The 24,915-nt window shown below is 51.4% G+C and carries 27 protein-coding genes; 16 read left to right on the forward strand and 11 right to left on the reverse strand.

Translation table 11 applies throughout. The features are described 5' to 3' along the window. Positions 1-327 precede the first annotated feature (327 nt). Positions 328-3,066: a S8/S53 family peptidase gene (locus Q1A04_RS03930; protein ID WP_299701491.1), complete on the reverse strand. Its 2,739-nt coding sequence runs from the start codon at positions 3,064-3,066 to the stop codon at positions 328-330. A gap of 426 nt (positions 3,067-3,492) precedes the next feature. Between Q1A04_RS03930 and Q1A04_RS03935 the strand changes: the two genes are divergently transcribed. After that, entirely contained in the window at positions 3,493-4,011 is a 519-nt protein-coding gene (locus Q1A04_RS03935) for a GNAT family N-acetyltransferase (RefSeq protein ID WP_299701495.1), read from the forward strand. A gap of 17 nt (positions 4,012-4,028) precedes the next feature. On the opposite strand, the gene Q1A04_RS03940 is transcribed toward Q1A04_RS03935, so the two are convergent. Both Q1A04_RS03940 and Q1A04_RS03945 read right to left on the reverse strand, forming a co-directional pair. Continuing rightward, positions 4,029-4,880, reverse strand: a complete 852-nt coding sequence (locus Q1A04_RS03940) for a pirin family protein (protein ID WP_299701498.1) — start codon at positions 4,878-4,880, stop codon at positions 4,029-4,031. Positions 4,881-5,038: 158 nt separating this feature from the next. After that, positions 5,039-5,689, reverse strand: a complete 651-nt coding sequence (locus Q1A04_RS03945; protein ID WP_299701501.1) for a response regulator transcription factor — start codon at positions 5,687-5,689, stop codon at positions 5,039-5,041. Positions 5,690-6,137: 448 nt separating this feature from the next. Between Q1A04_RS03945 and Q1A04_RS03950 the strand changes: the two genes are divergently transcribed. Further along, the gene (locus Q1A04_RS03950) at positions 6,138-6,485 is read left to right on the forward strand and encodes an STAS domain-containing protein (protein WP_299701504.1); all 348 of its coding nucleotides are present in this window, start codon (positions 6,138-6,140) and stop codon (positions 6,483-6,485) included. A 51-nt stretch (positions 6,486-6,536) separates the two neighbouring features. Here the strand turns inward: Q1A04_RS03950 and Q1A04_RS03955 are convergent, their stop codons facing one another. Next, entirely contained in the window at positions 6,537-7,373 is an 837-nt protein-coding gene (locus Q1A04_RS03955; protein ID WP_299701507.1) for a hypothetical protein, read from the reverse strand. A 348-nt stretch (positions 7,374-7,721) separates the two neighbouring features. Here Q1A04_RS03955 and cphA point away from each other — a divergent pair, with 348 nt between their 5' ends. Continuing rightward, positions 7,722-10,364 carry a cyanophycin synthetase gene (cphA, locus tag Q1A04_RS03960; RefSeq protein WP_299701510.1) on the forward strand — a complete coding sequence of 881 codons (2,643 nt, stop codon included), beginning with the start codon at positions 7,722-7,724 and terminating at the stop codon, positions 10,362-10,364. 77 nt (positions 10,365-10,441) lie between these two features. On the opposite strand, the gene Q1A04_RS03965 is transcribed toward cphA, so the two are convergent. Then, positions 10,442-10,600: a hypothetical protein gene (locus tag Q1A04_RS03965; RefSeq protein ID WP_299701512.1), complete on the reverse strand. Its 159-nt coding sequence runs from the start codon at positions 10,598-10,600 to the stop codon at positions 10,442-10,444. 122 nt (positions 10,601-10,722) lie between these two features. Between Q1A04_RS03965 and Q1A04_RS03970 the strand changes: the two genes are divergently transcribed. Both Q1A04_RS03970 and Q1A04_RS03975 read left to right on the forward strand, forming a co-directional pair. After that, positions 10,723-11,736: an NAD(P)/FAD-dependent oxidoreductase gene (locus tag Q1A04_RS03970; protein ID WP_299701515.1), complete on the forward strand. Its 1,014-nt coding sequence runs from the start codon at positions 10,723-10,725 to the stop codon at positions 11,734-11,736. Beyond that, positions 11,736-12,059, forward strand: coding sequence for a 2Fe-2S iron-sulfur cluster-binding protein (locus Q1A04_RS03975; protein WP_299701518.1), 324 nt, complete (start codon positions 11,736-11,738; stop codon positions 12,057-12,059). The genes Q1A04_RS03970 and Q1A04_RS03975 overlap by 1 nt, the downstream gene beginning before the upstream one ends. An 83-nt stretch (positions 12,060-12,142) precedes the next feature. Here Q1A04_RS03975 and Q1A04_RS03980 read toward each other — a convergent pair whose 3' ends face one another. Beyond that, positions 12,143-12,526 carry a hypothetical protein gene (locus Q1A04_RS03980; protein WP_299701521.1) on the reverse strand — a complete coding sequence of 128 codons (384 nt, stop codon included), beginning with the start codon at positions 12,524-12,526 and terminating at the stop codon, positions 12,143-12,145. Between the two features lie 115 nt (positions 12,527-12,641). Here Q1A04_RS03980 and Q1A04_RS03985 point away from each other — a divergent pair, with 115 nt between their 5' ends. The 7 genes from Q1A04_RS03985 to Q1A04_RS04015 all read left to right on the forward strand — a co-directional run bounded on the left by Q1A04_RS03985 (position 12,642) and on the right by Q1A04_RS04015 (position 17,266). Further along, the gene (locus tag Q1A04_RS03985; RefSeq protein ID WP_299701524.1) at positions 12,642-14,096 is read left to right on the forward strand and encodes a tyrosine-type recombinase/integrase; all 1,455 of its coding nucleotides are present in this window, start codon (positions 12,642-12,644) and stop codon (positions 14,094-14,096) included. Positions 14,097-14,278: 182 nt separating this feature from the next. Beyond that, positions 14,279-14,569: a hypothetical protein gene (locus Q1A04_RS03990; RefSeq protein WP_299701527.1), complete on the forward strand. Its 291-nt coding sequence runs from the start codon at positions 14,279-14,281 to the stop codon at positions 14,567-14,569. A gap of 93 nt (positions 14,570-14,662) precedes the next feature. Then, on the forward strand, positions 14,663-15,124 hold the full coding sequence (locus Q1A04_RS03995; protein ID WP_299701530.1) for a hypothetical protein: 462 nt from the start codon (positions 14,663-14,665) through the stop codon (positions 15,122-15,124). 118 nt (positions 15,125-15,242) lie between these two features. Beyond that, on the forward strand, positions 15,243-15,842 hold the full coding sequence (gene merTP / locus Q1A04_RS04000; protein WP_013631655.1) for a mercuric transport protein MerTP: 600 nt from the start codon (positions 15,243-15,245) through the stop codon (positions 15,840-15,842). Continuing rightward, positions 15,839-16,045, forward strand: coding sequence for a GDCCVxC domain-containing (seleno)protein (locus Q1A04_RS04005; RefSeq protein WP_013631656.1), 207 nt, complete (start codon positions 15,839-15,841; stop codon positions 16,043-16,045). Before merTP ends, Q1A04_RS04005 begins: the two co-directional genes overlap by 4 nt. Before the next feature lie 178 nt (positions 16,046-16,223). Beyond that, the gene (locus Q1A04_RS04010) at positions 16,224-16,751 is read left to right on the forward strand and encodes a hypothetical protein (RefSeq protein WP_299701534.1); all 528 of its coding nucleotides are present in this window, start codon (positions 16,224-16,226) and stop codon (positions 16,749-16,751) included. Positions 16,752-16,837: 86 nt separating this feature from the next. Beyond that, positions 16,838-17,266 carry a hypothetical protein gene (locus tag Q1A04_RS04015; protein ID WP_299701537.1) on the forward strand — a complete coding sequence of 143 codons (429 nt, stop codon included), beginning with the start codon at positions 16,838-16,840 and terminating at the stop codon, positions 17,264-17,266. 67 nt (positions 17,267-17,333) lie between these two features. On the opposite strand, the gene Q1A04_RS04020 is transcribed toward Q1A04_RS04015, so the two are convergent. Further along, positions 17,334-18,512: a Gfo/Idh/MocA family oxidoreductase gene (locus tag Q1A04_RS04020; RefSeq protein WP_299701540.1), complete on the reverse strand. Its 1,179-nt coding sequence runs from the start codon at positions 18,510-18,512 to the stop codon at positions 17,334-17,336. Positions 18,513-18,600: 88 nt separating this feature from the next. On the opposite strand from Q1A04_RS04020, the gene Q1A04_RS04025 reads away from it, so the two are divergent. The 4 genes from Q1A04_RS04025 (at position 18,601) to Q1A04_RS04040 (ending at position 21,295) form a co-directional block, all read left to right on the forward strand. Next, the gene (locus tag Q1A04_RS04025) at positions 18,601-19,437 is read left to right on the forward strand and encodes a pseudouridylate synthase (RefSeq protein ID WP_299701543.1); all 837 of its coding nucleotides are present in this window, start codon (positions 18,601-18,603) and stop codon (positions 19,435-19,437) included. A gap of 69 nt (positions 19,438-19,506) precedes the next feature. Continuing rightward, positions 19,507-20,307, forward strand: a complete 801-nt coding sequence (locus Q1A04_RS04030) for a HipA family kinase (RefSeq protein WP_299701546.1) — start codon at positions 19,507-19,509, stop codon at positions 20,305-20,307. Further along, positions 20,285-20,668, forward strand: a complete 384-nt coding sequence (locus tag Q1A04_RS04035) for a DUF3037 domain-containing protein (protein WP_299701549.1) — start codon at positions 20,285-20,287, stop codon at positions 20,666-20,668. The genes Q1A04_RS04030 and Q1A04_RS04035 overlap by 23 nt, the downstream gene beginning before the upstream one ends. 66 nt (positions 20,669-20,734) lie before the next feature. Further along, positions 20,735-21,295, forward strand: a complete 561-nt coding sequence (locus tag Q1A04_RS04040; protein WP_299701551.1) for a tetratricopeptide repeat protein — start codon at positions 20,735-20,737, stop codon at positions 21,293-21,295. A gap of 13 nt (positions 21,296-21,308) precedes the next feature. On the opposite strand, the gene Q1A04_RS04045 is transcribed toward Q1A04_RS04040, so the two are convergent. From Q1A04_RS04045 to Q1A04_RS04060, 4 genes are read right to left on the reverse strand one after another with little or no spacing between them, the layout of a single operon-like run. Continuing rightward, a complete protein-coding gene (locus Q1A04_RS04045) occupies positions 21,309-22,643 on the reverse strand; it encodes a hypothetical protein (RefSeq protein WP_299701554.1) in 1,335 nt (444 codons plus the stop codon). Positions 22,644-22,676: 33 nt separating this feature from the next. Continuing rightward, entirely contained in the window at positions 22,677-23,573 is an 897-nt protein-coding gene (locus Q1A04_RS04050) for a cyanophycinase (RefSeq protein WP_299701557.1), read from the reverse strand. Between the two features lie 27 nt (positions 23,574-23,600). Further along, a complete protein-coding gene (locus tag Q1A04_RS04055) occupies positions 23,601-24,035 on the reverse strand; it encodes a hypothetical protein (protein ID WP_299701560.1) in 435 nt (144 codons plus the stop codon). A gap of 6 nt (positions 24,036-24,041) precedes the next feature. Further along, positions 24,042-24,908 (reverse strand): TIGR02587 family membrane protein, encoded by an 867-nt coding sequence (locus Q1A04_RS04060; RefSeq protein ID WP_299701563.1) that lies wholly within the window; start codon positions 24,906-24,908, stop codon positions 24,042-24,044. Positions 24,909-24,915: the final 7 nt, after the last annotated feature.

Here is a 24,915-nt window from a genome sequence, read left to right on the forward strand (position 1 = left end):
TTCTCACAGGCTGCTTCTGGCAAACGCTGTCACATCATCTATTTATAAGGTAAAACTAATCCCCGGACCTACATAGTACAAGAAATCCAGAAAATCTATACCTATTCTCCAAGTTACATACAAATCTGACAGGCAGCCTGCTTTTCAATTTAATTAGTCTTGCCCGTCCTGATTTAGTTCTCGCTTCCGTCCCTCAAAAAAGACTAAGTACAATATACTGACAACAGGCTCAAAGTGATACGGTTTATTTTAGCGCCGCAACTATCTTCATGAAAAAGGCCCACCTGTGAGGGAGGGCCTTCCATGTAAAATGTACTTTGGCTTAGCTTATTTAGCCAACAGCATTTTGTTGGAGTATACTTTGTTGCCAGCCTCTACTTTGTAGATGTAGGTACCGGCCGGCAGGTTTTCCGCTCTAAAGTCTACGCTGTGGTTGCCGGCTGTTTTGCTTTCCGATACCAGCGTGCGCACTTTCTGGCCAAGGATGTCGAACACCTCCACCAGCACCGGACCGTCCTGCTCTACTGCGTAGCGGATGGTGGTTGACTCTGAGAACGGGTTCGGGTAGCTCACCAGTTTGCCTTCTTCTGAGATCACCAGATTGGAGGTGCTCTCAGCGGCAAGCGGTTGCTCTCCACTGTTCCATAGACCGTGCGTGCGGGTAATGATCACGGCAAAGTCGGCGCGGGTCACATCTTGTAGCGGCTTGAAACTGGCATGCAGCACTGGCTCCAGATCATACGGCCCTTGTGTGGCGGTGAAGTAGGCGTTGATCATGTTCAATTCCAAGGCCACACTCACGTAGCCCTCCAGTCCGGTAGGAATAGTAGCGGCGTCCTCGATAGGATAACTCTTGCCATTATATTCCACGGTAGGCGTTTTGCCATTGCGTTGTAGCGCATACTCCTGCAAGCCAAGCGCCTGCACCAACGAATAGGCCACCTCGGCGCGGTTCACTTTGCCGTTCGGGTTAAACTTGCCCGGCGAAGCGGCTAGCATGATACTGTTCTGTATATGTTTTTGGTCGCGCAGGGCAGCACCACGGGCAGTTACCGATTCTGCGATCAGGTTGCGTTCTTTCACGTCGGTCAGGGTATAGGAACCATCTACTGGCAGGTACTGGCGTATACCCTCGCCCATCATCAGGTAATCGGCCATGTCGATGCGCTTCAACAGCTCATCCGGCTTATAGCTTCCATTCAAACCGTCTACAAGACGAGAGCTTACAGCCATCATAATGGAGGCCTCCGCCGGGTGGCCCACGATATCATCAAGGCCGGAAGTACCGGCGGCGGTCATCCTATTCACCACCCCGCTAATCTGCTCGGGGAATGCGGCTCCATTCAAACCGGAAATGCGCACTGTCCAAGTACCCGGCTCTGGGGAGGCCACCGCCACGCCACGGTCGTAGCTCATCGCAAACAGCACTGGTATACCGGAGCGTGTTTCGGCACCTGATGGTGAGATCAGGGACAGGTTCACCGGATTGCCTGTCTCGCCGGCAACACCCTGCGTTCTGATCTTGGCTTCGATGGAGGTCGTACCCGCTGTCACATCGAAGGTATAATCGTTGGTAGCCGTTGTAGCCGGATTATAATCGATGGTGAAGTTATCCGTTACGTTGTTGGCATTCACGTTGCTCCGGAAGGTGCGGTTCATGTTCAGCGTCGAGCCATAGGGAGCAGATGCGCGATAGACTCTATCCACAGCGGCGTAGGCGTTCACGTAACCGGCTCCTACCTCCCACTTCTCACGGTTCGGAATGTTGGTGGCGGTTTGCTGCAAAATTTCCTTCACTTGGTAAGGTGTGAGGGTTGGGTTGGCCTCTAAGAGCAAAGCTACAATACCGGCCACATGCGGGGCAGCCATGGAGGTACCGCTCATGTGCGTGTAGTAGGCCACATGCGCCGGGTCCAGTTCGGTGGCATCCTTATCGATGGAAAGCGATGAAGTAGGTGAAATGGCGCGGGTCGCAATAATGTCCACGCCCGGAGAAGTCACTGTCGGACGGTCTTCCCATGTAAAGGTTTTGCCGTCGAGCGAGAAAGAACCGCCTTTGTTTTTGATGCCGCGCGAAGAGAAATCAGCCAATCGACCGGACTTGTCGCCAGCGGCCACCGCAATCACCCATGGGGCTTTTTTGTACTGCCCGGTCATGGTGCCGGAGCCCGGACCGGAGTTACCCGCCGAGAACACTACCACGATGTTGCGATCCACGCAACGCTTAGTGGCCAGCGTGATCGGGTCAGCCGGGTTCACTTCAGTGCCGGTGTCGCTGGTTGTGCCAAAAGAGTTGGTAATCACGCGGATGTTGTAGCGCGCCTGATTGGTAATGGCGTAGTCGAAACCGGAAAGCACGTCCAGCAAGAGCAAAGCCGCACCGGAGCCATAGCCGATCAAATCAGCGCCCGGAGCCACGCCCTCATACAAACCTTGCGAGGCCTGTCCGGTACCGCCCACTATACCTGCCACGTGCGTGCCATGACCGCCCGTTGCGTCGGTGTTGGGCACGTTCTCCAAAATCAGGTAGGGCAGAATAGAAGAAACGGCATTGAGGTTCGTAGCGGCCGTCACGTTCTGCTTCAGGTTTTTGCCGAACTGCAGGTCAGGGTGCGTGCCGTCCACGCCGCTGTCGTTCACGACAATGCCAACGCCTTTGCCGGAAACAGGAAACCCGCCGTTACGACTGGTAAAGAGCGGGTCTTTGCGCAACTTATCTACACCGGTAAGCGCGGTGCCGGAGTTGTTTTCGTATTGCAGTGATTCGTTCAGGTAAAGGGAGAGTACGCGGGAGCTCTTGGCGAGGAGGTCTACCTGCAAGCCCGTGGCGAGCACACCGGCGATGGGAAGGGATTTAAGCGTGAGGCCTTGGGTGATACCGGCCTGAGTAAGGGTGGAGAGATCGAGAAGTGAAGGAGCACCATCACCTTTGAAAGTTACAACTACCTGCACCAATTTGGTCTTATCGGTAATAGCACTCTTGAGTTTACTGTCGACATAGGCCTGTGCAAAAACTTGGCTGACAGCCAAAAGGCAGAGCACAACAGCGGCTAGAAATTTTCTCATAAATCAGGAAAGTTAAAAGTGTTACATAAGGTGTTTTAAAGTAAAGAGAGCGGCATTCTAGCTAGCAATGCCGTTGGTTTTGAATAGTATTAGAAAAATGGCGTCGGTTAATAAGAAGATATTACGAAGTCACCTCATCAAAAAAATTATACTTTAAAAACAAGCTGTGGCATTTCAAACAGAAAAAACCTGCTTTATCCATCATTTTTTAGAATACCAAGCCTTCAAAAAATCATACCTACAATCCATGTTATGACACTAGTGTGCAGTCACGTTTTCCAGCATCGGCAATGTAGGCTAGGCTACTCCCGGTAAACTCTTCGATTTATGTTTGAGGAAATGGTGGGATTTAAGCAAACTCAGTCTATTCAGTATAGGCTGAAATTCATAATTTGCGGGACATAAGCTTTACCCTTCTACACATTAATGATACAGTTTATACCTTATCACGCGCTTTCTCCCGAACTCTCTCGGGAGTTGAATGAATTTATAGCAGAAGAATTTGGGCATGTTCCTTTTGTGCAGCAGCAGATTTGGGCCAAACCAGACTGGACGGTGTTATTAGAGGCGGGTGGTGAAGTCGCCACCTTCTGCAACATCATAGTGCGGGAAGTCATCATGGACGGCCAGCGCCGCAGCGTAGCAGGCATTAACAATGTAATCACCCCTGCCGCGCATCGGGGTAAAGGATACTCCAGTCGGGTGCTACGTGAAACGAGCACGTTTCTTTTCGAACACCTGCATGCCGAATTGGGGCTGTTACTCTGTGCTGATGCCCTAGTACCCTTTTATGAACGATTGGGATGGTATACAGTGGAATGCCAATTAGTATATGACCAGCCAAATGGCCGAGAGGAATATGACTCAAATGTTATGCTGCTGACCAATGGACACAATGCCAGCTTAGCGCCTAGGTATATTGATTTGAACGGTCTGCCTTGGTAAACGCCAATTACTCAAAGTTACTCAAACAGCATCCCCATCTTGCCCATCTGGTAGTCGCGCATAGCTTGCATCACCTCGGTCTGGGTGTTCATCACGAAGGGACCGTGCATGGCGAGCGGCTCTTCCAACGGTTCGCCCGCCACCAGCAAGAGGCGTGTGTCCTCTCTGGCCGTCAATGTACAGCCCTCACCATCGTGGTTCAGGAGCGCCATGTTCAGGCCTTCAACTAAACCGTAGCCTTCGAGCATAATCTGCCCGTCCAACAGGTATAAAAAGGCATTGTAGTTGGCAGGTATAGGTATAGCGCATGTGCCGCCCGCCTTTAAGGTAATGCGGAGCGCCAGCACAGGGCTCGGCGTGCGGACAGGACCTTGCATCTCCTTGTACACGCCCGTCACAACAGCTACTTGCACCCGTTCATTGTCTTCGCTCGTAGTGGGTGTGTCTTCCGCCTGCAGCGGGAAATAAGCAGGCTGGTCCATTTTGTTTGCCTTCGGGGTGTTCACCCACAACTGCACGATTTCCTGCACACCGCCTTGCTCCTGCATGTCGTGGGGCGGCCGCTCGCTGTGCACAATGCCCCTGCCGGCGTTCATCCACTGTGTACCACCGGCGTATACCACGCTGTCGTTACCGCGGGAGTCGCGGTGGTGCACGGCACCTTGGTATACAAACGTGACCGGCGAAAAGCCCCGGTGCGGGTGTGGGTCCACGCCGAGTTTGTAAGGATAGTCAGACTGCGGTATGGTGGTGATGTGGTGGTGCAGCAGTAGAAAAGGATCGTGCTGCTCTACTTGGGCAGAGGGCAATGCCTGCCGGATAGGCAAACCACCCATGTCTATTTCTTCGGCAAAGAGAAGCCGTGCCACAGTCCGGTTTTTTTGCATAAGTTGTTCGGGTCACATTGGTTTCCTGAAGATACGCAAAACAAATAAAAACCGGAGAAGTAAGGGCTCGAATTGGCATCAACTCGGAGGCTTGCGCTCGTTTAGCCTCTACCTACAAAAGAAAAACCTGAGCGCAAGAATCAGGAAATAAGTCCGCGCTGCAGCGCGTATTTCATGAGCATGGCGGTGTTGCGGGCTTTGGTTTTGTCGAGTAGGTTCTGGCGATGTGTTTCGATGGTGCGCTTGCTTGTAAAGAGTCTTTCTGCGATTTCGGCATTGGTGAAGCCTTCGCCTATGAGCGCCAGTACTTCCAGTTCGCGTTTGGAAAGTTCGCGCTGTTCCTCGTCGACTGCCGTGACTGGTACACTGGGCTGCGCATGCACTTTTTGTAAAAGGTCCATCGTCACATCCGGGCTGATGTAGCGGCAGCCATGGGCGACAAGCTGAAGGGCGCAGCAAAGCTCGTCTTTACCGGCGTTTTTAAGGATGTAGCCTGAAGCCCCGAGGTCCATCATGCGGTTCACGTACTTTTCATGGCTCAGCATGGAGAGCACCACTACCTTCAGGTCAGGATAATGCTGCAGTACATAGGCAGCAGTATCAAAACCATCCATGCCTGGCATGCTGATGTCCATGAGCACAATATCGGCATGAATGTTAGGAAGCAAATCAATCAGTTCACTGCCGCTAGCGGCCTCACCTACTACCCGCACATTGTTTTGGTCCTGTAGCAGGGCCTTTAACCCATCGCGCACTATTTGATGGTCATCAGTGATTACTAGGTCTATCATCTCTTAAGTTTGATTCAAAAAAACCTTCGTTGATTTAACAGGGATTCTGGAAAAAGCTAGATGTTTCGTCAAGAAGGTCAGTATAGGAGCATCCGTCATAGGGTTTGAAACCAAGTACAGCGTCAACCCCTGACAATTTTCATCATAAATAACTGAATGTACAATCGGTAGCGACCGACATTTAATTTAATTTTGAATTCTTATTAAAAATTAAGTATTTAAACCCAAAGGCTATACGTATTTACCTCTGCGGTTGGATGGCTAATTATCCATATACTTACCCTTTGGAACAAGCGCAACGGTGGTACGGCACGTAGCTTTGACAGGAAGTAACAACCCTAAATACAGCCTGACTTGCGTTAGATTCGTATTTAGGCAGAACAGTACAATACCGTGCAGAACTACTGTGTGGGTATAATTAAAAAGAGAAAAAAACACCAGACTATAAATGAAATCATTTAGCGTTAAGACAGATACGCTCGGTAAGGGAACAGTGCTGCGGTTCAAAGGAGAGCTCGATGCCAGTTCCTCTGTGTATGCCGACAACGCACTGGAAGAAGCCATCGCCAACTCTTCGGGATTTGTGCTGGTTGACTGCAGTGAGTTGGTTTACATCTCCTCTGCTGGTTTGGGCGTGCTGCTGGCCGCTTTTCAGGCCTGTAACTTGAAGGAGATGGAAATGGTGATGGTGAACATGCAACCTAAGATCCGCAACGTGTTTGAGATTTTGGGGCTCGACCGGCTCATAAAGTCGGCTGACTCCGTGGAAGATGCACGTCAGATGGTAGCAAAATAAAAAAAAAGGGGCCGCTTAAAGCGGCCCCTTTTTCGTGCAAAATATACTTTCTTATCTATCGTAGTCGCCACGGAAGCTACTGCCCGACTCCCCTCGGCGGCGCTGTTCGCGGCGCGAGTAGTCGTAGTCAGAACTGCCATAGCCACTTTGGGAACCTCTCTGCGAGCGGTAGCCCGAAGAGCCGGTGTCGCGGAACTGTCCGCCACTGAAAGGGCCGCCGCCACTGCCAAAGTAGCCGCCGCCCATCGAGCCGGAGCCACCGCTGCCGTAGTCAGAGCCACGCGGGAAGCCCATGGAACTGCGCCCGTAGTCGCTTTGCGAAGAAGATCCGTAGCCTGAAGAATCGCCGTAGCCACCCTGTGAACTGCCCATACCGTAGTCGCGCTGGGAGCCGCCGTAAGATGACGACCTGCCAGAGGAGCCATACTCAGATCCGGAAGAACCATAATCAGAGCCACTCGATCCTGCACCGTAAGGCGAGCCGCCGCGCCCGCTACTATAGCTACTGCCCTGCCCTCGCTGCGGACTGTAGTGGCCTAACTGTGACTGCCCATAGCCGGAGCCGCGGCCATAAGAATCGCCTCGGCTGCCATAACGGGAGCCTTGGTTGTAATCGCCTGATGCACTTGATCCATAAGAAGAGGAACCGTAACCTCCACGGTCATAGTTTCCGGAGCTTGGGTAGCGGGACTGGCCTCGGTCTCTGCCTTGCGAACGTTCTCTTCTGTAGCGCTCATCTTCTTCCTCATCTCCGGTTACACGTTCCCACGCATGACTTATTTTATTGCCAATACGGTCAAAAAAGCCGCCCTCATGCTCCTGTGAACGGTCACGGTCATGTGAGCGATATCCCCTCTGGCCGTAGTTATCCTGATAGTCTCTTGCCATAGCTTATTATTTTATTTATTATAGAATATATTGGATATATTATTAGACGGAAGCTGCATTTATTAAACGAAAGCTGTGGCTGTGGGTTTTTGTTTTAACGGAGCCTCCAAGGCCATCCGCACAAAAGCCGTAATTAACCCTATCGCCACAAATCACCTTTTACCACTTTGGCAGGCAAGTCCATGCTTTTTTTTCTTCTTGAAGAATCTCCCATTGCGCATCCAATCCGTACTATTCTAAGCATGGTCCCCGGAACCAGCCTACAAAAATTGGGCACCTATGCGCTACTGCCACTTTGCAAGCACCGATACTGTGTTCAGGAGACCCTAGAAAGAAGCTAGAAAGCAAATGAAAATACTTGAATTAAGGATCATGCGCGGGCCGAACTACTGGTCCATCAAGCATCCAAAAATCATTGTCCTGAAACTCGATCTGGAGAATTTGCAGGACGTTCTTACCAATGAAGTGCCGCAGTTCCCGGAGCGGCTAGAGAAGCTATTCCCGGGCATGTATGAGCACCGCTCCTCGAAGGGCACGCCCGGCGGATTTTTCAGGCTGGTGCGCGAGGGAACTACCTTCAGCAAAGTGGTGCAGCACATCGCCCTCGAGCTACAAACAATCGCCGGCATGAACAGCGGCTACGGCAGACGCTACGCCGGCCCCGCACCGGGCGTAGACTATGTGGTGTTCTCTTACCAGCAGGAGCGCGCAGGTGAGTATGCCGCCCATGCCGCTGTGCGCATCACCGAACTGTTATCCAAAGGCAAAAAACCAAGCATTTTGCAGGACATCGCCAAGCTGCACCAGATCCGCGAGGATGAGTACTTCGGGCCGAGCACCGAAGCCATTGTGTCTGAGGCCGTGATCCGGGGCATCCCCTACATCAACAACCACCGCAGTGGCCTCATTCAGCTGGGCTATGGCATACACCAGAAACACATACAGGCGGCCATGACCTGCCGCACCTCTTTTTTTGCCGTAGAGAACGCAGGCAACAAAAACGCCACCAAGCTCATTCTCGACGATGCCGGCGTGCCTGTGCCGCGCGGCAGCATCGTGACTAATGCCGAGGAGTTGGAAGAAGCCATTGAAGAGCTAGGCTACCCGATAGTAGTCAAACCGCTGGACGGTAATCAGGGCAAGGGTGCCACGGTCAATATCCATACTTGGAAAGAAGCCCACAGGGCTTTGGGGGAAGCCCATCGCTACTCTAAACAGGTCATGGTAGAGCAATTTATCACTGGCGCGGATTATCGTCTGCTGGTGATTGACGGAAAGTTTATCGCGGCGGCCAAGCGCACACCGGCCATGGTCACCGGCAACGGCATCTCGACCATACAGCAACTGGTGAAAGAGGTTAACAAAGACCCTCGCCGCGGCATTGGCCACGAAAAAGCGCTCACCCACATCAAAATAGACAAGCACACCCGGGGCCTCCTCAAAGAAAAAGGGCTGACCCTGCAGTCGGTGCTGCCTGAGAGCGAAGTGCTATACCTGAAGAGCACGGCCAACCTGAGCACGGGCGGTACCGCCACCGATGTAACCGATATTGTGCACCCTTACAACGTGCTTATGGCTGAGCGCATTGCCGGCATTATTGGACTGGATGTCTGCGGCATCGATGTGATGACGACTGACATCGCCATCCCGCTGCCTGAGACACGCGGGGCCGTGATCGAGGTGAACGCCGCGCCCGGTCTGCGCATGCACATCTCCCCCACCGAGGGACTGCCGCGCAACGTGGCCGAGCCGATCATTAACATGCTCTTCCCGCATGGTAACCCCACCCGCATACCTATTGTGGCCATCACGGGTACCAACGGCAAAACCACCACCACCCGACTGGTGGCGCACATGCTCAAATTCAAAGGTTTCCAAGTGGGCTATACCACCACCGACGGCATTTACATTCAGGACAAGAAGATCATCAAAGGCGATACCACGGGGGCTTACAGCAGCGAGTTTGTGCTCAAAGACCCGACCGTGAACTACGCCGTGCTGGAGTGCGCCCGAGGCGGCATGCTGCGCTCCGGTCTGGCCTTTCGGCAGTGCGACATTGGCATCGTTACCAACGTGTCGGCCGACCACTTGGGGCTGGGGGACATCAACACCGTGGAGGAAATGGCCGAGGTGAAAGCCGTCATTCCCCGCACGGTTTGCCAGAATGGCTATGCCGTGCTCAACGCCGATGATGACTTGGTTTTTGAAATGGCTACCGGACTATCTTGCAAAGTGGCTTTCTTTAGTCTGGATGAGGAGAACCCGCGCATCCTCAAGCACATCAGCAAAGGTGGACTCGCAGCCGTGTACGAAAACGGTTATATCTCTATCTTCAAGAACACCTACAAGATACGGGTAGACCGGGTGGCCGATATTCCGCTCACCTTCGGGGGCCGCGCACGGTTTAACATACAGAACGTGCTGGCCGCCACCTTGGCCGGTTATATCAACCACTTCGAGATTGCGGAGATCCGCACGGCGCTGCGCACCTTCATTCCTTCCGCCGAAACTACGCCGGGCCGCATGAACCTTTTCAAGCTACCGCGCTACGAGGTGCTCATCGACTATGCCCACAACATTGCCAGCATGGAGGCCATCGCCGACTTTATTGACAATGTGCATGCTACCTACAAGATCGGCATTGTGGCAGGTATAGGCGACCGCTTGGAGGCGGACACCATCGAGATCGGCCGCATTGCGGCGGAGACCTTTGATGAGATTATCATCCGGCAGGACAAGGATCTGCGGGGCAAATCAGGGAAGGAGATCAACAGCCTAATCAAGCAGGGCATTATGTCCGTGAAACCTGAAATGAAACTTACCGAGATCAATCAGGAGACCCGTGCACTTGCCCACGCCTTGGAGTACGCACCGGAGGGTGCCTTTATTACGCTGTTCTCCGAGGACATCCCAGAGTCGGTCAAGCTAGTGGAGAGTTTCCGCATTATCCAGCACCGGCGTATCTCGTCACTCGAACAGGATTCATTTTAGATTTCAACTACTCCACACCGCTCGCAATTCTGAAAAGAAGGAAGCGGTGTGGTGCTTTAATCCCTGAGGCGGGAGTCTCAGGGATACCCTAATGCCAACACATAAACTATGAGAAATTTGCGATTGCCATACACGGCATTGTGTGGCTTGGCAACGGCATAGACAGCCACGCCGCTTTCAACGCACAGCGTCTGCAGGAACTGGTGCAGGAAAAGCAGGTACAACCAGTATAACATCAGGAAGAAGAAGCCTTTTTGTCCTTTAGTTTGTTAAGGGGAAGAATAACAGAAATTGCTATGGATGCTTGCCTGATGGCCGTATCTTTGTAGCAACAAATTTGAGACTCATACCAACATACATGGAAAGAATAACAACCGATATATGCATTGTGGGAGCAGGCCCTGTAGGCCTGTTCGCCGTGTTTGAGGCTGGTTTGCTCAAGATGCGCTGCCACGTGGTGGACGCGCTGCCCGTAGTGGGCGGACAGCTGGCAGAGATATACCCTAAAAAACCAATCTACGATATACCAGGCTTCCCGTCGATTCTGGCAGGCGAGCTGGTAGACAACCTCATGAAACAGATCGAGCCCTTCCACCCTACTTTCACCTTGGGTGAGCGTGTGGAGGAACTCCAGAAACAGGAAGACGGCTCGTTTATCGTGCGCACCTCCGAAGGCACCGAGATCGCCTGCAAGGTGGTGGCCATCGCGGGCGGACTGGGTTCTTTTGAGCCCCGCAAGCCGGCCATCGAAAGTCTGGAAAGTTTCGAGGGCAAAGGTGTGACCTACATGGTGCGCGACCCGGAACTGTTCCGTAGCAAAAAAGTAGTACTGGCCGGCGGTGGCGACTCCGCGCTGGACTGGGCCATTTACTTGGCGGGTGTGGCCAAGGAACTCACGCTTGTGCACCGTGGCTCTACCTTCAGGGGAGCGCCGGAGTCGGCTGAGAAAGTGCTGACCCTAGCCGAGGAAGGACAGATCAAGCTGTTGCTGAAGTCGAACGTGACGGATGTGCAGGGCAACGGCAAAGTAGACGCTGTCACCGTACTCATCGACAATCAGACGGAGCATAAGATCGAGACCGATTACTTCATTCCGCTATTCGGACTCGTGCCGAAACTGGGACCTTTGGAAAACTGGGGACTGGAACTGGAGAAGGGCGCCATTGTGGTGAACACCTTCGACTACTCCACCAACATACCGGGCGTATACGCCATAGGCGACATCAACACTTACCCGGGCAAACTCAAGTTGATTTTGTGCGGCTTCCATGAGTCAGCTTTGATGGCCCAGAGCGCTTACAATGTTATTTATCCGGACAAGAAGTTCGTGCTGAAGTACACGACCGTGAACGGCATACAGGAGCTCAGCTAATGGAGGAGACGATCAACATTCACGTAGAGTTGCCCGATGGCAGCCGCGTGACGCTAGAGGCGCCTACCGACATGGGCCTCTCTGTGATGGAAGTGATGAAGGCCAATGAGCTTGACGTACCCGCTATTTGCGGAGGCATGGCCATTTGCGCCACCTGCCATGTGGAAGTGCTGCAGAGCGGTGAATTGCCTGAGCTCGGCGATGACGAAGCCTACATGTTGGAGACATTACCGCATGCCACTTGGTCAAGCCGACTTTCGTGCCAGTTGCGCGTGACCCCTGACTTGGATGGGCTGGTGGTGCGCCTGATGCCGGAAGCTTAAGAGCTATATCGAATACCTGAAAAATTGGAAAGCCATACCTGTACAGGGTATGGTTTTTTTATGCCCTATACCTAAGGTTGGCGCTATACCTTATTCTGCTCCATATAAGGCTTCCAGTTGACAATCAGCACCTTCTCGTCGGGCAGCAGGAAATAGCCGTAGTCGTAGCAGAAGTGGTAGGTGTTGCCCTGCTTGGTGCGATAGAGGTGAGTGAAGTGACGGAAGTCGAAGCCGGCCACTTGGAGCACTTGCCGGTAGGTGGTGGTTTTCCCCTGCGGACTGGCCTGCTTGAGAATGGTGCGGTTACGGCGAAGAATGGAATTGACGCTGAGGATGAGCTGCTCCCCGCTGTTCTGGCGCCTGCCTGCGTTGTGGGCGTTTGCCCGGCACTGGTTGGAGCAAAAGCGCTTGTCCAGTCGCCCGGTCATTCTGATGCCACATTGCTGGCACTGTTTCTCTTCTTCCATTGGAACATTCGTTTTATGAAACGTATAGTTTCGTTTATAAACGCATTTATACGTTTCATAAAACGACTGAGTCAAAGACTGGGTTTACTTTTGGGTGAAATTCACTTCAGATGTTATGCAGCAGTCTTACAACACAGCCCCCGTCCTATACCTGAATTCGCTTGAGCACCAAGGCAAGCAGTTCATCCGCCTGTGGTACAAGCCGGACCACCGCATCACCAAACTGCTGAAGGACAGCGATGTGGCCAAGTACAGCAAGACCTACAAATGCTATGTGACGCACAAATCGCCGGAGGCGATTGAGCTGCTGCACAGGCACTTTCAGGGGGTGGCACTGGTGGACGCGCGCTATCTGAACAGGCCCAAAAGGATCAGGCCGGCCATGGGCGCGGTGGTCACCTCGGGCAGTCTGCAGTCCGAGCCGCTGGCCAAGCTGCCCGAGCTGCCCATCATTCGACTGCAGCCGCTCGAGCACGAGGGGAAGACACTCATTCAGATCTCGTTTCCCTTTAACGAACTGATCTACAAAACGCTCAAGTGCAGCTCCTGCTGCCAGTGGCTGCAGGAGCCGAGGTGCTTTGCCGTGGGCACCGATGCCACGAGCCTGCACCAGTTGCTCGACGATGTGCAGGGCACGGCGCAGGTATGGCTGGCGGGCACGATGCATATCAGGGACATGGGCGTTCTGCGCAGGCTCTGGGAACAGACCTACGTGAAGAGTTCGGGTTACATCACCTGCCCGCTGCCCTACTTGGAGAAGCTATACCTGTTAAACTACTCCTTGAACACCATCCGCACCTATCACAGCCTGCTGCTGCGATTTTTTAACGGTCATCGCGATGGGGGGCTGGAGGCGATAGACGGTTTCGGCACGCAGGCGATAAATGAGTACCACCGGCAGATGGTGCAGAGCCAGAAGTACTCCTTCTCGCTCATCAACCAATCGATCAACGCCGTCAAGTTCTACTTCCACCGGGTGCTAGGCCGGCACACGCTTGACCTGAGCCAGATAGAGCGGCCAGAGAAGCCCAGCAGACTACCTGCCGTGCTCAGCAAGGAAGAAGTGAAACGTATTTTGCAAGCCACTGACAACCTGAAGCACCGCTGCATGCTGCAGCTGCTCTACGCAGGTGGATTACGCATCAGCGAGGTCATCAATCTGAAAATCATAGACGTACAGTCGGGCAGGAACATGCTGGTTATACGCGGCGGCAAGGGCAAGAAGGACCGCACCACCCTCCTTTCGCAGAAGCTGCTCGAGAGCCTCAGGGCCTACTATAAAGAGTACAGGCCGAAAGTCTGGCTGTTTGAGGGACAGCACGGCGGGCAGTACACGGTGGAGAGCCTGCGCAACGTCTTCAGGGCGGCCAAGGGGAAGGCATGCGTGCGGACCAAGGCCACCCCACACACGCTCAGGCACTCCTTTGCCACGCATTTGCTTGAACAGGGTACAGATTTGAGGTATATCCAGACCCTGCTCGGGCACAGGAGCAGCAAGACAACGGAGATTTACACCCACGTGACGAGTTACGCACTGGATAAAATTACAAGCCCGCTTGACAATCTGTGAAAATGAACTATATTAGCTTAACTATATGCTATGTGGTGCTCATACTCCCGAGAGGCTCAAAAAAATGAGCATGTCCAGACAGAACTCCCTCCGCATATATGGCGGATAAACGTCACGGTGACGTTTACACAGTAGTTGGCACAAATTTCAAGTTATGAATGACTTCTAAACGAACGATAAATATGACTAAGCCAGCACCAGATGAAGTTGGTGGAGCAAGAGTTATACTCTATGCTTCCTTAGAAGGCAAAAAAGCTACTGGAAGGACCGAACACTTCCATACTGGTAAATCAGTAAATCCTACTACTGGACTTGCAATCTGCAAATATGATAATGAAGATGGGTACTACTTGTTTGGTTGTGACTTGAAATGGGAGTCAGTAACTGATACTTTGCATGAAACAGTAGAAGATGCTATTGAGCAGGCAGAATGGGAATACGGAGATTTATCTGGTGCTTGGGTGAAGAAATAATAGAAAAACATGTGCCAACACAATGCATGCTCAACCTTCGCTAACGCTTCAGGCTCCGCATGCACGCGGCCGTTGGCAGGTATATATAATAAAATGAAACTCACTTTACTCTTATTACTCACGCTCTCTCTAAATACAGCCATAGCTTGTTCATGTGGCAGGGTATCAATATTTAAGAATTTCAAAAAATCCGACACAGTATTTAAGGGAAAGGTCATTGAAGTAAAAGAGATTAAAACAACAGAACAAACAACGGCAGGGAATGCAGCGGAATATAGGCGCTACGAATTCACATTTGAAGTCCTTAACAGGTATAAAGGACTTAAGTCAAAAGAGCCTGTTACCATCACTACCACAGGTAGTGGCTCTGATTGCGGTAATTACTTTGATTTAGGTGAAAGTTACATTGTGTATGCCTACAACTGGGACACCATGTTAACACGGCAATTTATAGACAAAACAACGGACGAGTTCTTAACTACAAATCTATGCACCAGAACAAAAAAGGTGAAGTCTTGGACTGTCTTTGAATCGCTTGTGCTGGATATAATTTAAAAATACATTTGCCAACACGGCACATAAGTCAAGCTTCGGCGACGCCTTGCTCGCTTTATGTACAAAACGTTATGCGGCAGCTTAAAAGACAACAACCAACGACATTGACAGTAAGAAAATGAAATCAGATAATAAACTTGCAGGACTTGGACTTTTGACAGCAATTTCGGCATCACTATGCTGCATTACACCTGTTTTGGCTCTGTTGGCTGGAACAAGTGGACTTGCTTCTACTTTCTCTTGGCTTGACCCATTCAGACCATATTTAATTGGCTTGACAGTTTTGGTTCTTGCGTTTGCTTGGTATCAAAAACTGAAACCTCAAAAACAAATTGACTGCTGCGACACAACTGAAAAAACACCCTTTATTCAGACAAAAAAGTTTTTGGGTTTCGTAACAGTTTTTGCAGGACTGATGCTTGCGTTTCCAAGTTATGTCCACATATTCTTTCCAAAGACAGAAAGTCAAACAATCATAACCGACCAATCAAACATTAAAACAGCAGAATTTACAATTAACGGAATGACTTGTGCAGGTTGTGAAGAAAACGTAAATCACGAAGTAAATAAACTGACAGGAATAATTAAGACGAATGTTTCTTACGACAACGGCAACGCAATCATAGAATTTGATAGAACTCAAACCGACATTCAAGAGATAGAAAAAGCCATAACTAAAACAGGCTATTCCGTAACCGACAAAAAAGAAATAAAATGAACATAATCCTGCAATCAACTATCACTTGCCCTGAATGTGGACATAAGAAAGAAGAAACTATGCCGACAGACGCTTGCCAATATTTTTACGAGTGCGAAAGCTGCAAAAAGGTATTAAAGCCAAAACAGGGCGACTGTTGTGTATTTTGTAGCTATGGAACAGTGAAATGTCCATCCATTCAAGCCGGGACAAATTGCTGTTAAAGACAATGATAAAACTGACTGAAATCGAAAGCCGACCGCATAACATCGGTTTTGCAATATGGCGGGTGAAGTGCTACTATGAAACATTTGTGCAAGATTCAACATCAGTAATTCTATTGAACTTTTGTGCTAAAATGCCGCCACATCGCAAAGCCGTAAACCGTTATGCGAAATCTAAATGATAGAAAAGTTAAATAATCCACCAATATCAGGGCAATACGAAGAAGTATTCTTCGACCTACAAGACCCTTGGCGTGGCAAGGAATGGCATTACGTTTTATTTACAGATGAAAATGGCAGTAAATGGTGTGGACATTTCAGAGAAAAGGAAATAAGTAACTTTTTAACAGCAGAATTGCCAAATAAAGGAATTGCCTGCATTGTTGCTGGTGGACATGGTTATTTAGTAGATGTAAATAAAAGAGAAAAAATCAGAGACTTATCTACTGACCCAATCATCTCACTAATAGCAGATTATCAAACATCTTCGTTCTTCATAACTACTTATTGGGATTTAATCCTGATTGATACCAACCTTAATGAATTAGAAATAAGTCTCCCAATACAAGCAGATGGAATTTATCTTAAGGAAATTGAAGGCAGGAAGCTAAAAATGCAGATTGAAGAGATTGGGGCTGATATGAAAATGAACTTTGATTTTTATATAGACTTAACAGATAATACAGTTAAAAAGTACTTAGCATAACCACACCTTTACCATAGCTGCGCCATGGCAAAGCCAAGTCCGTTAGCACATAATTGTAATCATAGAAGTTTAATCAAATCTGTAAAATGGCTCAAGTAGAATTGGTACAGTTTATCCCACAGACTGGAAGATATTTGATTTATTATCCAAAAAACTACGAGCTGCATGAAGATGACGATAGTATAGTTACTATTTCCGCTAACGATGGTAACAGTACAATGACAATTAGTGGATATGAAGTAGAAGGTGAAGCTGACGCGGCAGTGATTGAACAGTTCTTGTCTGATATAACTTCCAGTTATGAGATATTGTCAGAGCCGAAAATTGGTGAATTCGGAGAAGGTATTAGGATTGAAGCAACATACATAAAGGATGATAATAAATGGATATGGAAAATCTTCTCTCTAGGAAATGCTATTGTTGTAGTTTCAATAAATAGTGAAGAAGAACTAAGTCCTGAGCAATTAGGGCTATATGAATTTATGCTTCAAAACATGGAAGTTCATCCAGATTAAATAAAATCATTTGTTAACCACACCCATAAGCCAGCTGCGCCCCCCATGGCCAAGTCCGTTTCCAGACCTAATACCTGATCGCAACCCGCTTCCCTCCGGCATCCGCCGACTCGTAAATCGCCATGAGCACCTTTATATCGCGCAGGCCCATTTCGCCGGGCACAACAGAGGGCTGGTTGTTTCGAAAACTCTGTGCCTGACTGTCCATTTGCCGCACCTGCTCATAGATGTTGGGCAGGTCCATTTTACCCTCGCTGGTCTCCCCTTTCTTACCATCATAGGCATAGGCCGGACTCAGGCGCCACCAGCCTTTCTCGGCCTTGGCGCTGAGTAGGTTCTCGTCTTCGGCATAACTGGTGTGGCACTCCGCCATGACGCCGTTCTCAAACTCCATCTGCCAGCGAACGGACTGCTCCACGCTGTGGAAATAAGTCGGTTTTGTGACTTCGCCATACGTGGCCGTGACGGCAACGGGGGACTTGCCCATGGTATAGATGGCTCCCTGCACACAGTAGATGCCCAAGTCCATGAGAGAGCCGCCGCCTGCAAGCTCTTTGTTCAGGCGCCATACATCGAGGTTTCCGTTGGTCATATCCGAGCTGTTGCGAGCTTCGATCTGTTTTACCTTGCCGTATACCTGCTTTTGCCCTAGCTCCATCACCCGTTGGTGAAAAGGTTCGAAATGCAGCCTGTACCCAATGGCCAGCTGAACATTGTTTTCGCGACAGGCATCGACCATGCGCTGGGCGTCCGCTACAGAAGTGGCCATCGGTTTCTCACAGATCACATGCTTCCTGGCTTTGGCGGCCCGAATGGTGTACTCGGCATGCAGGGCGCTCGGCAGCACCACATAAACTATGTCAATGTCTTTATTGTTGGCGATCTGGTCGAAGGTGTCGTAGGAGTAAATGTTCTTGTCAGGTATGTTGTACTTCTTTTTCCATGCCTCGGCTTTGGAGGGTGTGCCCGTCACGATGCCGGCTAGGTAGCAGTGCTCGGTCTCCTGCAAGGCTGGCGCCAGCTGGTTGGTACTGTACTGCCCTAGCCCCACTAAGGCAATCCCCATCTTCTTTCGCTGCCGCGCTCCTGTCTGCGGACTTTCTTCTTCGAAGGTTAGACCGCCGCCATACTGCCCGGCACTGTGCGAAAGAAGCGGCATGCCCAGCAGCGTGCCGCCTACTGTAAAGGTAACGCCCTTCAGAAATTTGCGCCGATCGGTCTGTGCGAAGTATGGGTTTGTTTTCATGGGAAAGACAGCTTGAGGATACTAAAAAAACGCGGTGCATGGGTTTATGTTTCGGGTTGCCACAACACAGCTTGTAAGCACCTTATATATGCTTACCTTTGTCGCCATAAAAATTATTCCGGTTCTTTTGTTACTTTCCCTTACCAAGCCCCTGCTTATACCCTTCGGCGATGCTGCAGCGGCCTATACCTTACCCGAAAAGTTTACCTACCCTTTCCAATACACACCACATGCGCTCGCCTTGCTGGCTTCCGAAAAGTTGCAGCGGCACCTTGCCCAGCAGAATGATTGGGAACACAACTTCGGGCTGGTTGCTGGTCAGGAAGGGTCGATCATCGGCAAAATGTTTGGCGTGTTGGTCGTTCGAACGGAGCAGGATGAACTGGGCTATCTGGCGGCCTTTTCGGGGAAGCTGGCGGGCAGTTACCACCACCCTGCCTTTGTGCCGCCCATATTCGATGCGCTCACCGAAGGCAGCTTTCTGAATACCGGCATGCGTGAACTCACTCGTATCAATCAGGAGATCAGCGAACTTCAGGAGCGGAGTAGAAAGGAGAATGTGAACCGGATCGACGAACTGCAGCAACTGCGCAAAACAAATTCCGTTGCCCTCCAGTCTAGGCTTTTCGACCAGTACTATTTTCTGAACCAAGCCGGTGAGTCGAAAAGCCTGCGCGACATTTTCAGGCAGACAGCCAATAGCAACCCGCCTGCCGGTGCCGGGGAATGCGCTGCGCCCAAACTGCTCCAGTATGCCTTTCAGCACAACATGAAGCCATTGGCTTTGGCAGAGTTCTGGTGGGGCTTGTCGCCTAAATCGGCCTACTGGAAACATGGTCACTTCTACCCTGCCTGCCGCGAGAAGTGCCAACCCATTTTGGCACACATGCTGCAAGGTATAGCCTTGGACGAAATACCAGTGTAGCGCCTACTGGTCCACATATTTTACAGCGGAGGCAAAGCGCTGCCCGCACAATTTTCGTATGTTGCAGCTATGAACCACAGATCACCAGAGATCCGGACCGTCAACGTGGTCCGCTACGTCACGCCTTTGCGCGAGGGCGGCTCGCTGCCCGCCATTGTGGAGGCAGACGACGAGTTCCTGTACGTGCTCAAATTCCGGGGCGCGGGACAAGGTATAAAAGTGCTTATTGCCGAGCTGATTGTCGGGGAAATCGCCCGTGCGCTGGGCTTCCAGATACCCGAGATTGTGTTTATGCACCTCGACGAGGCCTTTGGTCGCACTGAGCCCGACGAAGAGATACAGGACCTGCTGCGCGCCAGCGAGGGACTCAACCTAGGCTCCCACTACTTGCAAGGTGCCATCACCTTCGACCCGGTAGTCACGACCATCGACGCCGAACTGGCCTCGCGCATTGTGTGGCTGGACTCCTTGGTGACCAACGTGGACCGCACTGCCCGCAACACCAACATGCTCATGTGGAAGAAGGAGCTCTGGCTCATCGATCATGGCGCTTCGCTGTTTTTCCACCACTCGTGGGACAACTGGGAAGAGCAGGCCAAACGCCCTTTCGCCATGATCAAAGACCATGTGCTCTTGCCACAGGCCACCGCATTGGAGGCCACAGACAAGGCAGGGAAAGAAATCCTTACGCCAGCCCGCATAAACGAGATTCTGGCCCTTATACCTGACGAGTGGCTGACTGTTGTGGAGTCGCCTTTTGAGACGCCCGAGGAGCATCGCCAAGCCTATGCCCGCTTCTTTGAGATACGATTAGCCCATTCTGACATTTTTGTGAAAGCCGCCCAGCATGCAAGAGAGACACTTATTTGAGTACGCCGTGATACGGGTGGTGCCGCGGGTAGAGCGTGAGGAGTTTCTGAATGTTGGCGTTATCCTGCTTTGCAGCTCCCAAGGATTTCTACAGATCCGCTATACCCTGAACGAGGAGCGCCTGAAAGCGGTGTTCGGTGAATTGGATATGGAAGAACTACAGGCTCGATTGCAAGCCTTCGAAAAGGTATGCGCCGGCCGCCGCGAAGGTGGCCCGATCGGTCAGTTGGGCACAGCCTCCCGTTTCCGCTGGCTGACGGCTAACCGCAGCACGATTGTGCAGACTTCTGCTGTGCACCCGGGCTTGTGCATCAGTGCGCTGGAGACGCTCGAGAAACTGCATCGCGACTTGGTGTTGTAGCCCCATCATTTTGCAACCCACGCTATCCGGCAATTTATTATATTCGCATAGACCAAAAACCGAGGTATGAACATATCCCGCATTATCACCATCGTCCTGACGCTAGGAGCCATTGTTTTTGTGGTGATTATCCTGTCGGATCCCTACTTCTTTACCGACACCAAGAAGATACAGAAGACTGCCGAAGCTAAACTAGAGGAAGGCATTTTGGGCAATAAAAATGCGTTTAAGGAGGCCAGTTACTATCTGAACTCGCTGATTGAACAGGGCCACGACGACCGCAAAACCCATGACCTGCTGTACTGGAGCTACCGCTACGACAAGAACTTTGCACAGGCGGAACAGGCACTTGATGAAGCTTTGGAAGAGTATCCGGATGATCTTGGTTTCCTGTACCATCGCGCTGAAATGCGACTGGAGCAGGGCAAGTACGAGCAGGCGCTGCAGGACTATAACACGGTGGTCGAACGTGCCGGTAAGGAGGCGTTTCTGTATGATGCGCTTTATGGCCGCGGGGCCGCTAGGTATAAACTTGGACAGGAATCAGAGGCGGAAGCTGACAGGCTAAAAGCGCAGGAACTGACTAGGGATACTCTGCAGACGTATTCGGTTTATTTTAAGGAGTAAACCCCACCTATGCCTAAATCATACCTCTCCTCAAATACTTTTTAATACAGTGCAGCGCGCCTGACTTCTCGGCGAAGGGATGGAAGTCCTCTAATTGAATCACCTTAAACCCGAGTTTCTCCCATAGCTGCTTGTTGGCCTCATCGGTTTTGCGGAGGTATTCCCAATTGCCGTGGCCGTAGGTGGGCAGCCAGACGGTTTTCTCGGTTTTGCTTTTCACTTCCACGACCGCATTGTTGGAGGTGGCGTAGTACCACTTCCTGCGTCTTTCTTCCGGGTTATCAAGATAAGTGAGCGGCAGCGGGTTACGGATCACCTCGAAGCCCTGTCGCACCAGCATGGCCGCCACATCGTCGAACACATCCGGTATACCGTAATTTGTGAGTTCTTCACCCAGCACCTCAGCGGCTAAGCGAGTGTCTCCGACCAGTATTTGGTATTTGCCGGATTTCCCGCGTCCTGCCAAGGTAATGAACATGTCGATGTGGAACAGCGGCTGCACCGTGCCTTCTATGTTTTTAGAGTGCAGGGTCTCAGTCCACGTCACGCCGTCCATCTCAAACTCCTGTTCTTCCTCTTCCGGCACGTACAGTAGGCTGCCTAACACAAGAAATTTGCGCTCCTGATCTAAGTAGCGGCTGAAGAGTTTTGCCAGTTGTTCCGTGGCCATCGTTCCCTCTTCTGGCAGCAGCACGCCTTTCAGGTCGAGCATGGAGTTTACCATGTAGTCCGCTCCCATCAGGAAGAAGTCGTCACCCACCAGCAGGTTGCCACCCTCAAAGTACAGCGGTGATTTCACCCGATTTATACCCAGTGATTTGCTCAGAAAATAGCCTGTGTAGTCGTCGGCAGCCCGGCGGTGCGAATGTGGCTGCACCAAGTAGTAGCTGCCATCCTTCCGGTCCTGCACCACTTCGTAATCGTCCTCGGCCCACACCAGTATCTTGATGTCGCTGGGTATTTCGTGAAACCGCGCCCGCTCCAGCATCCCCTGCTCCGAGAGCCATGTCTCCAAGTGCTTTCTGGTATCGCCTCCGTCCGGCACCAGCAGGTGGAGTTCTGTATAGCTCGGCAGCTTCCGAAATAGGTCTTGGTATACCACCCAAAGCGGGTTGTCGTCATACTTGAACACATAGGACGGCACCGTGAAGACCATGGCCTCCAGCGCACCATCGGCACTGGATACAAGGCTGGGCTGTTCCGGTAGCTGGCTGTACTGCTGCAGCAGTGTCATGGCGATGGCCCTGCGTCGCATACCTGACTCTGGCAGGTCCTGCCGGGACTCACTGGACAGCTCTTCTATCAGCCGGTAATGCCTGGTTCGGATTGGGCGCAATTTTTCCTTCATGTTGGTTACTGAATATCGTTTTCTGCTGCCTGCCTAAATGTGTAGCTGATCATAAGTCGGCAAGGTATAGGTATCTCCTTCAGCCAAAAGATGTACTTTGAGATTGCGCACCGAGAAGGCCTGCCCCGTCTTGATCTCGTAGATGTTAGTCTCCGTGATACCCATGCCATCCACAATGGTGACCAATCCAGTTCCGAGTACTTTTATCTCAGATCCTTTTGATACACAGATGGCCGTATCCTCTTCAAGTCCGATGCCAATACAGCCCGGATTGGTGACAATGCACTGCGTAACTCGTATGATGCGCCCTCGCTGTATGAAGTGCGTGTCGATGGCCACATTCTTCAGAAACTCGAGACCGGTCGTAATGCGCACATCCCCTTTGATGTAACCTCCCTGCGTTTCGCCCTCAAAGATCATAGGGGTGGACATGGCCGTGGCACCGGCACTGGTGCCGGCAATGATAAAGCTTTCGTCGTAGGTGTAGCGCTCTTTCATAAGCTGCAGCACCGGCGAGCCGCCCAGAATGGCCGTCAGGCGCAATTGGTCTCCGCCCGTGAACATGATACCAGCCGCACGCTCCACGATATCGCTAAATTCTGGCCTTAAAGCATCCATCCGGTTGCGGATATCAAGCACCTCCACATTTTGCACCCCCAGTTTGTGAAACACTTTAAGGTAGTCTTTTGCAATTTTATCCGGCTCGGTAGAGGCCGTTGGCACCACGGCTATCATGGGGTTCTTCCCTTTGAGCTCTCCGACAAAGTACTTCAGTATTTCCTCACTTTCGAAGTCGGTGCTCTTCGATTGCTCTTCAGAGAGCTCTTTTTCACCTTTGTCCTCCCGTCCACCAATAGCCAGCAGACAGCCCTTTGGCACCGGAGACTCCTTATGGCCCTTATAACGGTCAGAGACTTTTTTCTTTGCCATTTTATGCTCCTTCTACGGTTAATTTATTTAAGGTCTTTTGTAACTCACCACCCTTGCGACAAGCGTATCGGCCTGCTTCGGATCCTCTTTAAAATTCACCCAGCCCTCCCGCTTCGAAGCTTTCGGGGAAAAGGCAATATTTAGCTCGGCATGCTCTATCTCCTCTCCTCCTTTCTCTATCGAAAGCTCGATCTGTACTTCTTCTGCCGTTTCCCCTCCCCGGTTTTGCACCACCACCCGATAGCGCTGCGGGGCGTTATCAGAAGGATCAGGGAAGTACTCCACCACCAAATCAGGTGTGGATGGCTCGTCGGTATAGGTCTGGTAGCCCAAATAGGCTACTATACTCAGCACCAAGAGTAAGCTTATGGCGAAGACAGACCACTCTAAGGCGTTTTTGTCGTCGTCTTCTCCGGCTCTGTTCTCCTTTTTGGTTTTATATGATTCTCTTTCTTCTCCCATGTTGGCTTACTTTATAAGTAATCTACCGGCTGAGGCCCCCAAGCTTGCCAATACGCCTAAAACGATGCACTGGGCAAAGGCCACATCAAAACTTACCCCTTCGAATCGGCCGAAAAACCAAAGCAGAAAAGCAGACGCGGCCAAGGCCGTCAGGTAACTCAAGCAGGTGTCCACGGTGATGGCGAATGCCAAGTTGCCACCTCCATGCTTACCCGTCCCCTTGAAATCGCTGAAGTACACCACTAGCACACTCAGCAGCAGCGATAGCAGTGCCATGAGCAGAATGTGATAAGCCTCCGCTCCAACGGCTAGTACCACCACTTCCTCCGTAGGAGCCACGTTGCCACCCACGATCACGCTGCCGCAAAGGGCCAGCACTACCAAGCTAATCTTACTCTTCAGACCTGTGCGCCAGCCGGCTTCTCGCGCTTCTTGCTGGGCCTCGTCTTCTTCCTCAGGCTCCTCTTCCGGAGTGCCCAACTGTGCCGTACCGATTGACACGCCAATAGACACCGCCATGGCCTCAATGATGATCTTGCCCATGATTTCGTCCATGGACATCTCACTGAACTGAATGCGGTTGAGCACAAACAACACGGCAAAAGCAAGAATAAGCCCCAAGCCCATCTCCTCCACTGAGTCGATGAAAACGCTGCGCCACGAAGCCCCCGGCCGCATGCCAGCGTAGCGGTTGTAACCCAGCAGCAGCAGGTAGGTTACGAGCACCATTATCAGCAGTTGCAGCGGCGATGCGATAAAGCCGGCCCACCACACCTCCATGGTGTAGAGCAGCGGAAAACTGAACAGCAAACCACCGGCTATACCCCGGGCATACTCCTTCAGCGACTTACGGATTGGCCTCTTATTGGTCATTTGCTCC

Source organism: uncultured Pontibacter sp., assembly GCF_947499215.1.
Taxonomy (GTDB): domain Bacteria; phylum Bacteroidota; class Bacteroidia; order Cytophagales; family Hymenobacteraceae; genus Pontibacter.